The organism is Streptomyces sp. NPDC048270 (genome assembly GCF_040652335.1).
Lineage (GTDB): Bacteria > Actinomycetota > Actinomycetes > Streptomycetales > Streptomycetaceae > Streptomyces.
Genome location: NZ_JBEZLV010000023.1, coordinates 69,667 through 85,644, shown reverse-complemented (window position 1 = coordinate 85,644; position 15,978 = coordinate 69,667). Strand labels below are relative to the sequence as shown.

The following is a 15,978-nucleotide window of genomic DNA, read 5'->3' as shown; positions in this document are numbered from 1 at the left end:
GGCTCCCTCCCCCCGCGGCTTGTCACCCGAACGGAGCAAGCCCGTCCGGCGCTCAGGGGCGGAAGCGCAGCGGGTGGTCCGCGGGCACCTCCACGACGGCGATGCGCACGCCGTCGGGGTCCGCGATCCACATCTCGATCAGGCCCCACGGCTCGCGCCGAGGGGGCCGCAGCACCTCGGCGCCCCGGCCGCGCAGTTCCTCGTACGCCGCCGCCACGTCCGCCACCTGGAGCCACAGCCGCATCCCCGGCCCGGGCGGCTCCTCGGCGCGCCCCGACACCTCGAGGAACCCGCCGCCGAGGAAGTAGACCGTCCCGCGCTCGGGGCCGGTCCCGAACTCGCGGTAGACGGCCAGCCCGAGCGTGTCCCCGTAGAAGGCGCGCGAGCGCTCGGGGTCCGTCGGGGTCAGCAGGGTCCTGCCGCTCAGTACGTGCACCATGACTCCCAGCCTCGCCTTATGGTCGGAGCATGGTACGCAAGCGCGTGATCGTGTCGGGCGCCGTGCAAGGGGTGTTCTTCCGGGACACCTGCCGCCGTGAGGCGCTCGCACAGGGCGTGTCCGGCTGGGTGCGGAACCTGCCCGACGGTGATGTGGAGGCGCTGTTCGACGGCGGCGAGGGCGCCGTCGAGGCCATGGTGCGGTGGGCGCGTACGGGCCCCCCGGCGGCCGAGGTCCGCGCCGTCGAGGTCCACGCCGTCGAGGCCCGCGAGGAGAGCGCGCCGGAGGAACTGCGCGGCTTCGAGGTGCGCCCCACTCCCCGGGACGCGGCCTGAGCCCGGCCCGCGGGGCGTGCGGAGCGGCCCGGCAGGCCCCCTGCCGCGGCGCCGCGCGGCTCGCCTCCACCGCCGGAGCGGCGGTCGTCGTGCTGTGCACCGCCACCCTCGGCTGCACGGCCGCCCCCTCGTCCCTGCCACCGCCCCCGCCCGCGGGCAGGGTGCAGGCCCACACCGGGCTGGCGGCCGAGGTGACGGGGGTGCCGGCGGCCGCGCTGGGCGCCACCTACCGGCCCGGCTGCCCGGTCGGGCCCGACCGGCTGCGGCTGATCCGGATGAACCACTGGGGCTTCGACGGCAAGGTCCACCGGGGTGAGCTCGTCGTCCACGAGCGGGCGGTCCAGCCGCTCCTGAAGGTCTTCGCAGAGGCCTTCGAGGCGAAGTTCCCCATCCGCCGGATGCGGCCGGCGGCGGCCTACGGCGGTGACGACGAGCGTTCGATGGCCGACGACAACACCTCCGCCTTCAACTGCCGGCAGGTCACCGGCGACGCCGGCCGCCTCTCGCGGCACGCCTACGGGGACGCCGTGGACGTCAACCCGGTGGAGAACCCGTACGTGGACCGCGGCGGCACCCCCCATCCGGCCGCCGGGCGCCGGCATCTGCGGCGCGACCCGCCCGCCCCGGGCATGATCCGCCCCGGCGACGTCGTCTCCCGGGCCTTCGAGGACGTGGGCTGGCACTGGGGCGGCGACTGGTCCAACCCCGACTACCAGCACTTCTCGGCGACCGGTGGCTGAACCGCCGCACCCGCGCGCGGACCGGCCGCACGCGGAGGACGACGCAGGAGGAAACGCGTGGAGCAGCTGCTGAGGGTCCAGAACTTCAACGTGTCGAGCGACGGCTTCGGTGCCGGTGAGCACCAGAGCCTCGAGCGGCCGTTCGGCGACGCCGATCCCGGGACCATGTTCGCCTGGGCGGGTGCCACGGCGAGCTGGCCCCACCGCACCGACCCCGGGGGCAGCCGCGGCCTCGACGACTACTTCACGCGCGACTTCGCACACCACATCGGCGCGGAGATCATGGGCCGCAACAAGTTCGGGCCCCAGCGCGGTCCCTGGCAGGACCTCGACTGGCGCGGGTGGTGGGGTGGGGAGCCCCCGTTCCACACCCCGGTGTTCGTCCTGACCCACCACACGCGTCCCTCGTTCACGCTCTCCGACACCACGTTCCACTTCGTCGACGGCGACCCGGCCGAGGTCCTCGAACAGGCGAAGGAGGCGGCGCGGGGCAAGGACGTCCGCCTCGGCGGCGGGGCCGCCACCATCCGGGAGTTCCTCGACGCCGACCTCGTCGACACCCTGCACGTCGCGGTCTCACAGGTGCGGATCGGATCCGGCTCGCGCCTGTGGGAGTCCCCCGAGGAACTGCTCGACCGCTTCCACCTCGAGATCGTGCCCAGCCCCAGCGGCGTGACGCACCACCTGTTCTGGCGGAAGTGACCGGCCCGAGGACCCTCCCGGCGCCCCCGGCCCGGCTCACGCGCCGCCGGCGGCAGCCCCGGCCGGCGCCGCCGGGGCGCTGCCCGCCCTGGGCAGCGTCACCTCGAAGCGGCAGCCGCCGGCCACGTTGCGCACGCCGGCGCGCCCCGCGTGGGCCTCGACGATGCCCCGGACGATCGCCAGGCCGAGCCCTGCCCCGCCAGGGGGCGTGCGGGACTCGGTGCCGCGCCAGCCGGTGTCGAAGACCCGGGGGAGGTCCTGTTCGCGGATGCCGCCGCAGCCGTCGGTCACCGAGAGCACCACCGTGCCGTCCTCCCCGCTCTCCGCGGCGATGGCGACCGTGCCGTCGGCCGGCGTCCGGTGCAGCGCGTTGGTGAGCAGGTTGGACAGGACGCGCGTCATCTCCCTGCCGTCGACCTCGACCGGCACCGACGCGACCCGCTCGCCGACGAGCCGGACACCGCGCTGCCGCGCGAGTGCCTCGACACCGGCGAGCGCGTCGCCCACCAGGTCGTACGTCGAGATCCGGGTCGGCGCCAGCGACAGCGTGCCCGCATGGATGCGGGAGAGTTCGAAGAGTTCGCCGACCATGGTGTCCAGCCGCTCCGCCTCCGCGCGGATCTGGCGGAAGTACCGCTCGGGGTCGGTGGCCACGCCGTCCTCGAGGGCTTCCACCATCGCCCGGACACCGGCCAGCGGAGTCCGCAGGTCGTGCGAGATCCACGCGACGAGCTCCCGCCGCGAGGCCTCCAGCGCCCGCTCGCGCTCGCGGGATGCGTGCAACGTGGCGCTGGTGGCGGCCAGTTCGGCGCTCAGTGCCGCCAGCTCCGCGGTCCCGGCCTCCCGCGGGGCGGCGAAGAAGCCGCCTTCGCCGAAGGAGCGCGCCGCCCGGGTCAGAGCCGCACTGCGGGCGACCACCCAGCGGCCCAGTACGAGCGTCACCGCGAAGGAGACGACGGCCGCCGTCGCGAGGACCGTGGTGACGACGGCCAGGTCGTGCCGCGACAGGAACATCGCCCACGCGACGGCGAGGGTTCCGGCGAGCATCGCCGACACGGGGACGGCCGCGACCACGGCCAGCGAAACCGCCGTCGAGCGGTGCCGTACCGCACGCAGCAGGGCGGCTCCGAGCGCACCGGCCGCCGCCGCGCCGCCCAGGGCGTAGGAGGCGATGAGCACCATGTCCTGCTCCCGCATCGCGGTCAGCCCTTCTGCGCGGAGGCGTCGAAGCGGTAGCCGACACCCCACACGGTCTGGATGAGCCGGGGGTCCGCCGGATCGTCCTCGATCTTCGTACGGAGCCGTCGCGCGTGGACGGTCACGGTCGACAGGTCGCCGAACTCCCAGCCCCACACCGCGTGCAGGAGCTGCTCCCGGCTCACGGCCTGCCCCGGATTGCGCAGGAAGTGCACGAGCAGGTCGAACTCGCGCAGGGTGAGCGCGAGTTCCCGGCCGCCCTTGAGGGCCCGGCGCCCTGCCGCGTCGACCACCAGGTCCGCGGCGCGCAGGAGGGCTCCGGCCGCGGGCTCGACCGCGGCGGCCCGGCGGCGCAGCACGGACCGCACCCTCAGGACGAGTTCGCGCGGGCTGAAGGGCTTGGTGACGTAGTCGTCGGCGCCGACTTCCAGACCCAGTACGCGGTCTTCCTCCTCGCCGCGGGCCGTCAGCATGATCACGGCGGGCGCCGGCTCCTCCCGGCGCAGGGAGCGGCACACCTCGATGCCGTCCAGGCCCGGGAGCATCAGGTCCAGCACGACGAGATCGGGCCGGCCGGCGGCGGCGCGGGCCAGCGCCTCCCGTCCGTCCGCCACGGTGTCGACGAGGAACCCGGCGCGCTCCAGATAGCCGGTGACGACTTCGGTGACCGTCGGGTCGTCATCGACGAGAAGGATCCGACGCGGTGGTTCAGGCTGCATGCGGCCAGCCTCGCACGCCGTTCCCCGAGCGGGGCCCGTGCGGCCGGCCGCTCCGGGTGGGCGGCGAGGTTTGCCCCGCCCGGATGCGGGTTAGGCGCGTCGTACGAGTGACTCCGCAGAGAGCAAGGGAGCCCACGCGATGACTCGCCCCCTCCCCATGGAACCCGGTGACGGCGGCCTGCGGGTCGTGGTGGTCGGTGCCACCGGAAACGTCGGCACCAGCGTGGTCCAGGCCTGCGCGGACACCGCGGCCGTCACGTCCGTCCTCGGCCTGGCGCGCCGGGTGCCCGGGTGGCGGCCCGCCAAGACGGCCTGGGCCGCCGCGGACATCGAGCCGGACGGCCCGGACCTCGTGCCGCTGTTCACCGGAGCCGACGCGGTGGTCCACCTCGCCTGGCGGTTCCAGCCGACCCACCACCCTGCGCAGACCTGGCTGACCAACGTCCTCGGCAGCGTGCGCGTCTTCGAGGCCGCGGCACGGGCCGGGGTGCCCGCCCTGGTCCACGCCTCCTCCGTCGGCGCCTACTCACCCGGCCCCAAGGACCGAGCCGTCGACGAGTCCTGGCCCACCCACGGCTGGCCGCAGGCCGCGTACACCCGCGAGAAGGCCTACCTCGAACGCGTCCTCGACACCTTCGAGCAGGCGCACCCGGACATCAGGGTGGTCCGCATGCGCCCCGCGTTCCTCTTCAAGCGGACCTCGGCCTCCGAGCAGCGGCGGATCTTCGCCGGCAGGCTCCTGCCCGGACGGCTCATCCGGCCCGGGCTCATCCCCGCCGTCCCCGACCTGCCCGGACTGGCCTTCCAGGCCCTGCACACCGACGACGCGGCCGCCGCCTACCTGGCGGCCGTGACCCGTCCGGTACGGGGCGCCTTCAACCTGGCGGCCGACCCGCCCCTGGACACCGAGGTCCTGGCGGGCATCCTGCACGCCCGCCGCTTCCCCCTGTCGAGCGCCCCGGTCCGGGCCGCCCTCGCCGCCGCCTGGCGGCTGCACCTCGCGCCCGCGTCACCGGACCTGTTCGACGCCGTCCTGCGGCTGCCCCTGATGGACTCCTCCCGGGCCCGTACGGAGCTGGCCTGGCGCCCGGAGTACACGGCGGTGGAGGCCTTGGAGGAGTTCCTGGCGGGCCTGCGCGAGGGCGCGGGGATGGACACCGTGCCCCTGGCCGCCTGACCGGCGGCACCGCGGTCGTACGCCCCGGCGCTCAGTGCTGGGGCTGGAGCCTGAGGGGGCGGTGGCTGCCGGGCCGGTGCGCGCCTTCGATGACGAAGCCGCTGCGGGGCCGGGTCGGAATCAGGTTCAGCGGAATGGACAGGTCCTGCGGCGGTACGGCGAAGTCCAGCGCGGCCAGGGCCGGCGCGAGCGCGGCGAGCACGGAGACGGTGATGTCCTCCCCGGGGCAGCGGTGGCCGGTGCGCGCGTCGCCGCCGCCCTGCGGGATGAGGTCGTCGCGGCCCGGCTCCCGGCCGAGGAACCGGCCGGGGTCGAAGTGGTAGGGCCGCTCCCACAGCTCCGGGTCGTGGTGGTGCCCGTACACGTCGAGGAGCAGGAGGGTACCGGCCGTGAGCTCGTCACCGGCGAAGGTGAGGTCGCGTCCGGCCACGGCGCCGATGAACGGCACGAACGGGTAGAAGCGGCGGACCTCGTGGGCGAACGCCCGGGCGGGTGCGGAGCCGGGACCTTCGGCGCGCAGCTGGTCGCGCCGGCCGGGATGGCGGTGGAGGGCGTGCGCGGCGAAGACGGCGGGCCAGGCGATGGCGACCGCGGGCCGGATCACGTTCAGGAGCTCGACGGCCGCCGTGTGCGGATCGAGCAGGGTGCCGTCCGGGCCGCGGTGGTACGCGACGGCCTCCAGCGGGCTCCCGGCCACCGAGGCGTGCAGGGCCGGGGAGAAGATGCCGTCCGGGTGCGGTCCGGTTCCGCGGAGGTCGGCCACGGCGGCCGCGAGGGCCTGCTCCTGGCGGCGCCGGGCCCGGCGGGCCCGCAGGTGCCGGGGTCCGGCGCTCGCGAAGCCGTCGACCATGGCCACGCAGTCCTCGGCGATCTCCCGGGCCGCGTCCTCGGGGACCGGCACACCCACCCAGTCGCAGATCGCCTCGGTCAGGACGGTGGCCACCTCGTCGAAGAGGACCACACGGCGGCCCTCCCAGGCCGCCACGGCCTCGTCCCAGGCGCTCCCGACGCCCTCGGTCAGGTCGCCGACGGCGCTCGGTGACATGAGCATCGAGGTGAACAGCTCCTTGCGGACCCGGTGCGGCGGCCCGTCCAGGGTGTGCACCGCGCCCTTGCCGAAGAGGACGTCGACCACCGGAGCGGGCAGGGCCCCGTGGCGCTGGACGCCGCCCTCCGCGTAGAAGAAGGCGACGGCCTCCGGTCCGTGCAGCAGCGCCGCGGGACGGCCGAACAGGTGGGCGCGGACCAGGGGCGCCCCCTCATGGGCCCGCCGCAGGTCCGGGGCCCACGCGTAGCCGTGGGCGAGCAGGGACAAGGTGCTGTCGGTGAGCAGAGCGGACATGGTCTGCGCCTCTCGGTCACCGGTCGCGGGGGCTCACCCAGCGCGTCCCCTTCCCGTCCGGCTTCTCGGGCTGCTGCGGCCGGTCGAGACGGCTCGCCTCGTCCGTGTCGGCCGCCGGGGTCTTCTTCTCCTCGCCGTGGCGGTCGGAGCGCTGGGTGCGCTTCCGGGCCTCGGCCTGCTCGTGCTCCTCGTGCCGCGGGATTCCGCCCGCGCCGCCCTGCTCGTCCATGGCCGTTCTCCTCCGTCGCGGTCCGGTGCCGACGGTCCCGCCGGCCGGGCTGTCCTGCGGCGCCTGCCCGCCCTCGTCCCCGCCATGCACGGGCGGCCCGGGCACTGCCGCGGGGCCGAGGGCCCCGTGGGCCGGGGTCGGGGCGCGAGCTACCCGGCGCGGGCGATCCGCGCCGCCCGGTCCGCCGCCGTCGCCGCGAAGGCGGCCCCGGCCGGATCCGGAGGACGGGCGCGACGGCGGCCCCGGTGCGCGCGGGCGTGGACCCGAGCCGGTCCGATGTCTCCCCGCGCCCCCAACTCACATGCGATGATGCTGAGTTATGAACGACGGGGAGGGTTCGGCGAAGAAGTGGGTGATCCGCGTACGCCTGGGGCAGGGCGCGGGCGCGAGCGATGTCCATGCGCTGAAGGCGTGGCTGGAACGGGAACACAGGCTGGAGGCGCTGAGGAACAGCGGCGACTTGGAGATCACGGAGCGTGCCGGGGGCGAGGAGCGCCCCGGCAGCCCGATGGGCGCGGGGCTGGAGATCGGGCTGGTCCTGGCCGCCATCGTCGGCCCCAAGATCTTCGACGATGTGTACGAGCAGGCCAAGAGCGGGGTACGGGCCTGGCGGCAGAACCGTCGCTCCGTGGAGGCGGGCGAACCGCCGGAGGTCGAGGTCGTCCCGGACGGCGACGCGAGGTAGTCCGGTGGCGCGCTTCGATCCGCGCGGGAGGGTGAACCGGGCGCTGCTCGTCGGCGTGCCCGCGTACGAGTTCACGCAGCCCCGCCATCCCTTCGGCGTGCCCGGCGACCTGGAGGCGGTCGAGCACAACCTCGTCGGCCTCGCGGCCGCCCTGCGTACGGGCGGAGTGTTCGCCGAGCAGGAGATCGGCGTCGTGCGGCCGCGCAACGTCGACGAGTTCGACCGGCGCCTGGACGGTGCCGTCGACGAGGCCGAGGGCCTGCTCCTGCTCTACTTCTCCGGGCACGGGGCCGTGCCCAGCACCGGTGACGAGCTGTGGCTCCTGATGCGGGCTGCGACGATCGTCGCGGGGACGGAATCGGTGTTCCGGGGTGCCGTTCCCTGGAAGAGCGTCCTGACCGTGCTGACCCGGACCAGGGCGGAGCACGTGGTCGTCGTACTGGACTGCTGCTACGCGGGCAACGCGTCGGCGGCCTGGGACGCACTCGACACCGCGCAGCGGCACCGGATCTCGCTGCTGATGAGCGTGCAGGCCAACAACCGGATCGACGCGGGCGACGACGCCACGGCGACCCCCTTCACCGCCGAGCTGATACGCGGCCTCCGGGCCGGCGGGGACGGCGCTCCCGTGGGCTTCAAGGGGCTCGCGGAGCGGCTGCGGGCCCACATGTCCGCGCACCACACGACGCTGCGCGAACCCGCGGAGCCCTGGGAGCCGCAGAGCCGTCCGGCCGGTTCCGGCACGGACGTGCTGCTCGCCGCGGGAGCCGTGACAGCGGCGGCTGATGGGGCAGCGGCGCCTGATGGGGCAGCGGTGACGTCGGTGGCAGCGGTGGGCGGGGCGGCAGCGGCTACGGCGGTGCCCCCGGTGGCATCAGTGACGGGCATGCCGGACACGCCGGGCCGGGCCCCCGACCGTACCCCGCAGAGCCCAGGCCGCGCGCCGGACGCGACGGACCCGCCCCCACGGCCCCCACGGCCCCCACGGCCCCCGCGGCCCCGGCGGTCGCCGTGGCCCCTGCCCCGCGCCCGCCGCCCGCTCCCGGCCGACGATCCGCGCCGGACCGCCCGTCGGCGCCGGACCGGCAGGACCCGTGCGGTCGCGGTCACCGCCGGGGTGCTGACCGTGCTCGCGGGGCTCGTCCCCGCCGGGTACTTCCTGGTCGCCGGCCTCCTCGGCGACGGGGAGCCGTGCAGGCCGCCGCTGGAACTGCGGCTGCTGACCGACCCCGAGATCGAGTCCACCGTGCGCAAGGCGACCGAGGTGTACCTGGTGTCGGGGGAGAACCGGACCGGCGACGGCTGCCGGCGCAGCGGGATCACCGTGTACAGCGCGGGCGCCGCGGACGTGGTCGCCGCCTTCCACGACCAGTCCGACCCCTGGCAGCGGCCCACCTCCGAGGCGGTCAATCCGCAGCGCGACATCGGCCCCCAGCCGGACGTCTGGATCCCCGCGACCTCGGCGAGCGCCGCCCGCGCCCGCCCGCCCCAGGACCAGCGCAGCTACGCGGAACTCCTGGTCGACCCGGCCCCGTTCGCCTACTCGCCGCTCGTGCTCGCCGTGCCGCAGCAGATCGCGGCGGAAGCGGTCGCCGACCGGACCGGCGGGCTCACCGCGCTGATGGACGGACTGCGGGCGCGCGATCCGAAGGCGGAGGTACGCCGCCCGGACCCGGAGCACACGGACTCGGGCCTGGTCGCGACCATCGGCCTGTACGGCGCCGGAGCGACGGGCGCGGCCGCCGCCGAAGGGCGCGTCGCACAGCCCGGCCCGCCGTCGCCCACCGGCGGGACCCTGCTGTGCGCCCTGCCCGACGACGACTCCGTCGACGACCGCACCGCCGCCCTCGTGCCGGAGTTCCTGCTGAAGTCCGGCGTCGACTGCGACAGCACGACGCGCGCCCGGCGGCTGGCCGCCTATCCCGACGACGCGCCGGGACTGGACCCCACGTTCGTGCGGGTGCGCTGGCAGGAGGCCGACCGCGACAAGGCCGCGCGGCAGGACGCGGTCGACCGGTACCGCGCCTGGCTGACCGGCGCCGGCGAGGAGACGGGCGGGGAGCAGGTCCGGGGCGGGCTCGTCGAGTTCGGCAAGGACGGGTTCCGCCACGCCGCGGGCGGGCACCGGCCCCTCGCCGCCGACCTCACCTTCAGCGACTTCGGCGCGGTCGGCAGCCCCGGCGCCCTCGCCGCCCCCGCCCGCCTGGCCTCGATGGCCGGGGCCCTGAAGGAGTACCGGGATGCCAACGGGCCCGGACGGGTGCTGTTCCTGCTCGACAGCTCCGGCTCGATGGGCGACCTGTGGACGGGGCCCGGCGGCGCCCCCGGCATCGTCAAACAGGCGCTCGGCGGCCTGGGCGACCAGGACGAGTACGGCGTCTGGGCGGTCGCGGCCGCGCCCGGCGCCCCGCTCGCGCACCAGGAGCTGCTGCCCTTCGGCCGGTACCGGCGCGAGGAAGCCGAACGCGCCCTCGACCAGCGCGCCCAGGTCAAGGACGTGGAGGCGGATCCGTACCGGGCCCTCACCGCGGCCCTGGACGACATGGCCCGGCGCGGCGCCGACGACGACCGCCCGCAGCTGATCGTCTACATCACCGACGACGAGGACAACAACCGGCTGACCGAGGGCGGACGGCTCGAGGGCCTGCGCGCCTACGCGCGGGACAAGAAGGTCCCGGTGGTCATGGCCTCGTTGGACAGCGGCGGCTGCGACAAGGGCAAGCCGGACGCCGTCCTCTCCGAGGCGAGCGGCGGCCGCTGCCTGGACACCGGGACCGATCTGGTCGCGGGACTGCGCGACGAGGTCGCCCGAGCGGGAACGGGAGACGAGGGATGACCCGCGGCAGCAGACGGCGCGGCAGGCCCGGCCGGCGACCACGGGCCCTGGCCCCGCTCCTCGCGGCCGTCCTCATGGCGTCCCTCACGCTGGGCGGGTGCAGCGGGAGCGGCGACGGCGGCTCCGAGACCGCCGGCCAGTCGGCTGACACGGGCGTCGCGGAGGGCGACATCGTCGTGGCCAGCGGACGGGACGTCACCGGCAAGGGCGGCATCCGGCAGAAGCTGATCGAGCAGTGGAACCGGCAGCAGGAGGAGAAGGGCTCCGCCTCCCGGGCCCGGCTCGTCGAACTCCCGGGCTCGGCGGACCAGCAGCGCAGCCAGCTGCTGGGCGCGCTCCAGTCCGGCAGCGCGGAGTACGACGTGGTCAACCTCGACGTGACCTGGGTACCGGAGTTCGCCGACGCCGGCCTGGTCCGGCCGCTTTCCGACGACCTGCTGGACGCGGACGTCATCCCGTCCGTCGCCGCCACCGCCCGCTGGGACGGGAAGGTGTACGCCGTTCCGTTCAACAGCGACGTGGGGCTGCTCTTCTACCGCCGCGACTACCTGAAGAAGGCGGGCGTCACCGACACCGAGCTGGGCAAGGGCACCGACTGGGCCACGGTCCAGCGGCTGATGGGCACCGTGGGGGAGGCCGGCCGCAGTGCGGCGGACGGCTACGAGAAGGGGTGGACCACCCAGCTCGCTCCGTACGAGGGCCTCACCGTCAACGGCATCGAGGCGTTCGCCTCCGCCGTCGAGGGGCAGGCCCTCACCGACGGCGCCGGCCGGTACACCGGTTCCGAGCAGGACCTGGAGTCGGGGATCGAGGAGCTGCGCGACCGGACCCAGGCCCCGTACACGCTCGGCGACGCGGGCCGCTCCGACGAGTCCGAATCCCTCGGCGACTTCGCCGACGGCCGGACCGCCTTCCTGCGCCACTGGCCGTACGCCTACGGCACCCTGCACCAGACCCTGACCGGCGAGCAGCTCGGGGTGGCCCCGCTGCCCGGCAGAGCGGTCCTGGGCGGCCAGAACCTGGCCGTGACCGAGGGATCGAGGCGGGCCTCCGCGGCCCAGGAGCTGATCCGGTTCCTCACCGGCCGGGAGAGCGAACGCTGCCTGCTCGACGCGGGGTTCGCGGCCACCCGGCTGTCCGCCTACCACGAAGGGCCGGCGTGCCGGGTGGCCAAGCCCCCCGCTCCGGCCACCCCGAACGCGGAGAGCACCGACCGCATGCCGCGCGACGAGCAGGGCCGCCCCACGTACGCGCGCGACATCCTGCTGCCCGCCCTGCAGAACGCCGTCCAGCGCCCCCGCACGCCCCTGTACGGAGCGTTCACCCAGACCTTCACCACCGAACTGCGCCGCCTCTACACCGACAAACCCCCCTCGGCGGCGCGACTGGCGCAGGACCTGCACGCGAAGCTGAAGAGCGCGCTGCCCCACACCTGACGAGGACCCCGGCACCCGCCCGCGCGTGCCGCTCGGCCGGGACGGGCAGGATGGGCGGGTGCACACGACGACGGAACTGGTGGGGAGGGCGGCCGCGCTGGCCGCCGCGGGCAGCCGGCGGATCCTCGGCATCGCCGGGCCGCCCGGGGCCGGGAAGTCGACCCTGGCCGCCCGGCTGGCCGAAGCGCTCGGGCCGCGGACGGCCGTGGTCGTCCCGATGGACGGGTTCCACCTCGCCCAGGCCGAGCTGGTCCGCCTGGGGCTGGCCGACCGCAAGGGCGCCCCGGAGACCTTCGACGCCGCCGGGTACGTCTGCCTGCTGCGCCGCCTGCGCGGATCCGAAGCCGGCACGGTGTACGCACCCGCCTTCGACCGCTCCCTCGAGGAACCGATCGCGGGCAGCGTCCCCGTCGGCCCGGCCGTACCGCTGGTGATCACCGAGGGGAACTACCTGCTGCACGACGCGGGACAGTGGGCGTCCGTACGGCCCCTGCTGGACGAGGCCTGGTACCTCGCCCCCGACGAGGACCTGCGCGTCCGGCGCCTGGTCGACCGGCACGTGCGCCACGGCAAGGACCCGGCGCACGCACGCGGCTGGGTGGCCCGCTCGGACGAACCGAACGCCCGCCTCGTCGCCGCCGGCCGCCACCGCGCCGACCTCGTCCTCGACGCCGGCTGACCCGCCCCGCGGCCGCCGCACGGCTCCCGGCTCGCCGCGGGCGGCCGCCGTGCGGGACCATGGGTCTGTGCGGGGGCCCTCGGCCGGCGGCGAAGGGGCTGGGTCGTGCAAGGGATCGCGGTCATCGAAGCACCCTCCGTACTCGGGCTGCGCCCGTCCGGCGTCCAGGACCTCCCGGACGCCCTGCTCGACGCCGGTCTCCTCGACCACCCCGGGCTGGTGCGCGCCGGCCGGGTGGAAGCACCGGAGTACGACCCCCGGCGGGACCCGGCGACCGGGGTCCTCAACCCCGTCGGGATCGCGTCGTACTCGGTCCGGCTCGCCGACGCCGTCGGCGCCGTCCTCGACGACGGCCGCTTCCCGCTGGTCCTCGGCGGCGACTGCAGCATCCTGCTCGGCAACCTGCTGGCCCTGCGCCGCCGCGGCCGCTACGGCCTGCTGTTCCTCGACGGCCACACCGACTTCTACCAGCCCTCGGCGGAGCCGACCGGTGAGGCGGCCTCGATGGAACTGGCCCTGGCCACGGGCCGCGGACCCCGGCTGCTCACCGACCTCGAAGGCCTCGGCCCCCTGCTCCGCGACGAGGACGCCGTCGCCTTCGGCTTCCGGGACTCCGCCGAGTCCGACGCGGCCGGGATGCAGCCGCTGCCGCCGCGGCTCCACGCGATCGGCCTCGACGCCGTGCGCGCGGCCGGCGCGGCGGCCGCCGCGCGCACGGCGGTCGGCCGGCTCACGCACGACGGGAGCGCCGGCTACTGGGTCCACCTCGACGCCGACGTCCTGGACGACGCGGTCATGCCCGCCGTCGACTACCGGCTCCACGGCGGCCTGTCGTGGGGGGAACTGGAGAACGTGCTGGCCACGGCCCTGGCCGGCGAACGGGCCGTCGGTTTCGACGTCACCATCTTCAACCCCCGCCTCGACGCCGGAGGGACCATCGCGGCACGGCTGACCGCCTGCCTGCGCCGAGCGCTGGCGGCGCGGACGCGCACCGGCGGGGACGGCACAAGCGGGGACGGGGCTGGGCAAGTTCGCTGTTAGGGTGACGTGTGCCCGTCAAGGCGGGCCGTCTCAGTTACTGACATTCCAACGGGGTTGAACGTGAAGCTTCGCCATGTCCGCGCAGTCGCCGTCTTCGGTATCGCCGTGTTCGCACTTACCGGAGCCCGCGGCTCCCACGGCGCCAGCTGCGGCGGCAGCAGCAGTTCCGGTTCGAGCTCCAGCAGCTCCGGCGGGGGCAGCACCGGAGGCAACCACGACAGCGACAGCACCAGCACCAGCGGCAGTTCGAGCGGCGGCTCCGTCACGGGCGGTACCAGCAGCAACAAGGCCGAGCGCGACATCAGGATCGACAGCTGCAAGCTGGACGACACGCGCAAGAACCTGGTCGCCCGCATCACCGTCACCAACAGCGGTTCCGTCGGCTACACCTACAACATCACCATGAAGTTCCGCGGGGACTCCACCTCGACGGCGACCCCCGCCCAGGCCAGGGTCGCAGCGCTCACCGTCAGCGCGGGCGCCTCCCAGCAGGCCGAGGCGAAGACGCCGTACACCGGCAAGGGCGACGGCAGCGAGTACAAGGAGTGCGTCGTCTCCAGCGCCTCGAAGAGCGCGCTCTAGACCGTCCGGCCGCAACCGGATCGAGGGCCTTGCCGGTGCGGGACACGACACCGGCAAGGCCTCAGCTCCCGCCGCCGAAGCCCCACGCTTCGATGTCGCGGTAGTGGATCGGCCCCGGCCCGCGGCCGATGTTGCTGCCGACCAGGTGCAGGCGCTCGGCCAGCCAGAGCCGCCCGGTGAAGGAGTCCAGCGCCTCGGCCGCCTCCACCGCGCAGGACGGTGCGTTCCGGCGGGACCGGGCCAGCGTCAGGTGCGGGCGCAACGGCCGGTCCTCGAAGGGCACACCGCACTCCCTGACCACGGCCCGCACCTCGGCCGCGAGCGAGTGCAGGCCTTCGAGGTCCCCGCCGATCCCGCTCCACAGCACCCGGTCGTCGAAGTGCCCGCCGCCGTGCAGCGCCAGCCGTACGGGCCGGTGCCCCGCGGCGAGGGCCGCGAGCGGCGGCCGCAGCAGCGGAACGGTCTCGACCGGGAGCTCGCCGAGGAACGCCAGGGTGATGTGCCAGTCCTCGATGCGGTTCCACCGCATGCGCGGGTACGCCTCGTAGGCGGGGCACAGCTCCCTCGCCAGCTCCTCCTTCGCGTCGTCGGGCGGGGCGAGGGCGATGAATATCCGGACGGTCGAGGACTGGATCGGTGCGTTCACAGAGGACTTCGTACCGTGCGAAGCACGGTCCAGTCATCTTCCGGGCGTGCGGCCGCCCCGTCAGACGCTCGCCAGCTGCGGGATCAGGCGCAGGGCGTTGTCGTGGTAGATGCCCCGCAGCTGGTCCGCGGTGAAGGCGGGGTCCGCGTCCAGAGCCGGGAACGCCAGCTTCAGAACGGTGTCCGCGGGGGCGGCGGGCCAGTCGGTGCCGAAGAGGATGTGGTCGGCGGGCACGTGCTCCAGGAGCGTGGCGGCGCCGGCCATGGGCCCCGCGGTGTCGTAGTAGAAGCGGCGCAGGTGGTCGCGGACCGCGGCGGGTTCGAGGGGCGGGTCGCAGAAGCCTCCGAGCGCCTCCAGACGCCCCGCGATGTACGGGACGAAGCCGCCAGCGTGGGGGAGGATGACCGAGATGTTCGGGAAGCGGTCGAGCGTCCGGTGGACGATCATGTTCACGGCGGCCCGCGTGGTGTCCAGCAGGAAGTCGCACATGAAGTTCGGGATGCCGGGAACCGTCACCGCGCCGGGCGCGCCGTCCGGGAGGTTGTGCGGGTGGGTGTCGACCACGGCGGCATGCTCGTTCAGCTCGTGGAAAACCCGGTCGTACGTGGGATCGCCGAGGTAGACGCCCCCGTAGTTGGCCGTCACGTTCACGCCGACGGCCCCGAGCTGCCCCAGCCCGCGGCGTACGGCCCAGGAGGACGCGTCGGGGTCGTCGAGGAAGAGCGGCACGTAGAACGAGAACCGTCCCGGGTGCGAACTGGCCACCTCGAGCATCGACTGCAGCGTGATGTTGATCGCCTCGCGCAGCTGCGCCGTGGAGCGGTAGCGCGCCGGCAGCATGGGTTTGAGGACGGCCGTGGAGATGCCCGCCCGGTCCATGAAGCCGATCGCGGCCTCGGTGTCGAGCCGTGACCACGGGGGCAGCTTCTCGGGCTTGACCAGCCCGTGCCGCGCGGCCCATTCGCGCCATTCCGGCGCGCAGTAGTGGTGGTGCATGTCGATCTTCGAGGTCGCCGCGTGTACGTCCGTCGTGCCCGGGGCGGACGAGTCCCGCGCGGTGCCGACGACCTCCTCGGTGTCCACGGCGGAGATCAGCGGCTCGTCGGTCGGGGGTCCGAGGAGGCCTAGCCTGGAAGTGCTCGCGGAATCCGTCATGCCAAATCCACCGTCCGTCGGGGGCTGGGTCAGCTGGT

17 protein-coding genes are annotated in these 15,978 nt (G+C 74.8%); 10 read left to right on the top strand and 7 right to left on the bottom strand.

The annotated features are described in order from the left end of the window. Positions 1-52 precede the first annotated feature (52 nt). Positions 53-439, bottom strand: a complete 387-nt coding sequence (locus AB0D66_RS21470; protein ID WP_362305660.1) for a VOC family protein — start codon at positions 437-439, stop codon at positions 53-55. Positions 440-468: 29 nt separating this feature from the next. On the opposite strand from AB0D66_RS21470, the gene AB0D66_RS21465 reads away from it, so the two are divergent. From AB0D66_RS21465 to AB0D66_RS21455, 3 genes are all read left to right on the top strand, one after another. Beyond that, positions 469-774 (top strand): acylphosphatase, encoded by a 306-nt coding sequence (locus AB0D66_RS21465; protein WP_362305657.1) that lies wholly within the window; start codon positions 469-471, stop codon positions 772-774. Positions 775-863: 89 nt separating this feature from the next. Next, a complete protein-coding gene (locus AB0D66_RS21460; RefSeq protein WP_362305654.1) occupies positions 864-1,514 on the top strand; it encodes a M15 family metallopeptidase in 651 nt (216 codons plus the stop codon). A gap of 57 nt (positions 1,515-1,571) precedes the next feature. Next, positions 1,572-2,216 (top strand): dihydrofolate reductase family protein, encoded by a 645-nt coding sequence (locus AB0D66_RS21455; RefSeq protein WP_362305651.1) that lies wholly within the window; start codon positions 1,572-1,574, stop codon positions 2,214-2,216. Positions 2,217-2,252: 36 nt separating this feature from the next. Here AB0D66_RS21455 and AB0D66_RS21450 read toward each other — a convergent pair whose 3' ends face one another. Together AB0D66_RS21450 and AB0D66_RS21445 are read right to left on the bottom strand one after the other, a co-directional pair. Beyond that, positions 2,253-3,413, bottom strand: coding sequence for a HAMP domain-containing sensor histidine kinase (locus tag AB0D66_RS21450; RefSeq protein WP_362305648.1), 1,161 nt, complete (start codon positions 3,411-3,413; stop codon positions 2,253-2,255). Positions 3,414-3,418: 5 nt separating this feature from the next. Next, positions 3,419-4,132, bottom strand: a complete 714-nt coding sequence (locus AB0D66_RS21445) for a response regulator transcription factor (protein WP_362305645.1) — start codon at positions 4,130-4,132, stop codon at positions 3,419-3,421. Between the two features lie 139 nt (positions 4,133-4,271). Between AB0D66_RS21445 and AB0D66_RS21440 the strand changes: the two genes are divergently transcribed. Then, entirely contained in the window at positions 4,272-5,309 is a 1,038-nt protein-coding gene (locus AB0D66_RS21440) for an NAD-dependent epimerase/dehydratase family protein (RefSeq protein ID WP_362305642.1), read from the top strand. 31 nt (positions 5,310-5,340) lie between these two features. On the opposite strand, the gene AB0D66_RS21435 is transcribed toward AB0D66_RS21440, so the two are convergent. Together AB0D66_RS21435 and AB0D66_RS21430 are read right to left on the bottom strand one after the other, a co-directional pair. Next, positions 5,341-6,651: a cytochrome P450 gene (locus AB0D66_RS21435; RefSeq protein ID WP_362305639.1), complete on the bottom strand. Its 1,311-nt coding sequence runs from the start codon at positions 6,649-6,651 to the stop codon at positions 5,341-5,343. Between the two features lie 16 nt (positions 6,652-6,667). Continuing rightward, complete coding sequence (locus AB0D66_RS21430) at positions 6,668-6,880, bottom strand: hypothetical protein (protein WP_362305636.1); 213 nt, start codon at positions 6,878-6,880, stop codon at positions 6,668-6,670. 319 nt (positions 6,881-7,199) lie between these two features. Here AB0D66_RS21430 and AB0D66_RS21425 point away from each other — a divergent pair, with 319 nt between their 5' ends. The 6 genes from AB0D66_RS21425 (at position 7,200) to AB0D66_RS21400 (ending at position 14,139) form a co-directional block, all read left to right on the top strand. After that, the gene (locus AB0D66_RS21425; RefSeq protein WP_362305633.1) at positions 7,200-7,565 is read left to right on the top strand and encodes a hypothetical protein; all 366 of its coding nucleotides are present in this window, start codon (positions 7,200-7,202) and stop codon (positions 7,563-7,565) included. Positions 7,566-7,569: 4 nt separating this feature from the next. Beyond that, positions 7,570-10,401, top strand: coding sequence for a VWA domain-containing protein (locus AB0D66_RS21420; RefSeq protein ID WP_362305630.1), 2,832 nt, complete (start codon positions 7,570-7,572; stop codon positions 10,399-10,401). Beyond that, positions 10,398-11,837 carry an extracellular solute-binding protein gene (locus AB0D66_RS21415; RefSeq protein ID WP_362305627.1) on the top strand — a complete coding sequence of 480 codons (1,440 nt, stop codon included), beginning with the start codon at positions 10,398-10,400 and terminating at the stop codon, positions 11,835-11,837. The genes AB0D66_RS21420 and AB0D66_RS21415 overlap by 4 nt, the downstream gene beginning before the upstream one ends. A 58-nt stretch (positions 11,838-11,895) precedes the next feature. Further along, positions 11,896-12,516 carry a nucleoside/nucleotide kinase family protein gene (locus tag AB0D66_RS21410; RefSeq protein ID WP_362305623.1) on the top strand — a complete coding sequence of 207 codons (621 nt, stop codon included), beginning with the start codon at positions 11,896-11,898 and terminating at the stop codon, positions 12,514-12,516. A 105-nt stretch (positions 12,517-12,621) separates the two neighbouring features. Beyond that, positions 12,622-13,557, top strand: a complete 936-nt coding sequence (locus tag AB0D66_RS21405; RefSeq protein ID WP_362305620.1) for an arginase family protein — start codon at positions 12,622-12,624, stop codon at positions 13,555-13,557. A gap of 60 nt (positions 13,558-13,617) precedes the next feature. Next, complete coding sequence (locus AB0D66_RS21400; RefSeq protein ID WP_362305617.1) at positions 13,618-14,139, top strand: hypothetical protein; 522 nt, start codon at positions 13,618-13,620, stop codon at positions 14,137-14,139. A 61-nt stretch (positions 14,140-14,200) separates the two neighbouring features. Here AB0D66_RS21400 and thpR read toward each other — a convergent pair whose 3' ends face one another. Beyond that, complete coding sequence (gene thpR, locus AB0D66_RS21395) at positions 14,201-14,785, bottom strand: RNA 2',3'-cyclic phosphodiesterase (RefSeq protein ID WP_362305614.1); 585 nt, start codon at positions 14,783-14,785, stop codon at positions 14,201-14,203. Positions 14,786-14,845: 60 nt separating this feature from the next. Beyond that, a complete protein-coding gene (locus AB0D66_RS21390) occupies positions 14,846-15,940 on the bottom strand; it encodes an amidohydrolase family protein (protein WP_362305611.1) in 1,095 nt (364 codons plus the stop codon). Positions 15,941-15,978: the final 38 nt, after the last annotated feature.

Bases quoted from the DNA above. Each gene is read 5' to 3' on its own strand.
- AB0D66_RS21470 (WP_362305660.1), bottom strand. From the start codon at position 439: ATGGTGCACGTACTGAGCGGCAGGACCCTGCTGACCCCGACGGACCCC.
- AB0D66_RS21465 (WP_362305657.1), top strand. From the start codon at position 469: ATGGTACGCAAGCGCGTGATCGTGTCGGGCGCCGTGCAAGGGGTGTTC.
- AB0D66_RS21450 (WP_362305648.1), bottom strand. From the start codon at position 3,413: ATGCGGGAGCAGGACATGGTGCTCATCGCCTCCTACGCCCTGGGCGGC.
- AB0D66_RS21445 (WP_362305645.1), bottom strand. From the start codon at position 4,132: ATGCAGCCTGAACCACCGCGTCGGATCCTTCTCGTCGATGACGACCCG.
- AB0D66_RS21440 (WP_362305642.1), top strand. From the start codon at position 4,272: ATGACTCGCCCCCTCCCCATGGAACCCGGTGACGGCGGCCTGCGGGTC.
- AB0D66_RS21435 (WP_362305639.1), bottom strand. From the start codon at position 6,651: ATGTCCGCTCTGCTCACCGACAGCACCTTGTCCCTGCTCGCCCACGGC.
- AB0D66_RS21430 (WP_362305636.1), bottom strand. From the start codon at position 6,880: ATGGACGAGCAGGGCGGCGCGGGCGGAATCCCGCGGCACGAGGAGCAC.
- AB0D66_RS21425 (WP_362305633.1), top strand. From the start codon at position 7,200: ATGAACGACGGGGAGGGTTCGGCGAAGAAGTGGGTGATCCGCGTACGC.
- AB0D66_RS21415 (WP_362305627.1), top strand. From the start codon at position 10,398: ATGACCCGCGGCAGCAGACGGCGCGGCAGGCCCGGCCGGCGACCACGG.
- AB0D66_RS21390 (WP_362305611.1), bottom strand. From the start codon at position 15,940: ATGACGGATTCCGCGAGCACTTCCAGGCTAGGCCTCCTCGGACCCCCG.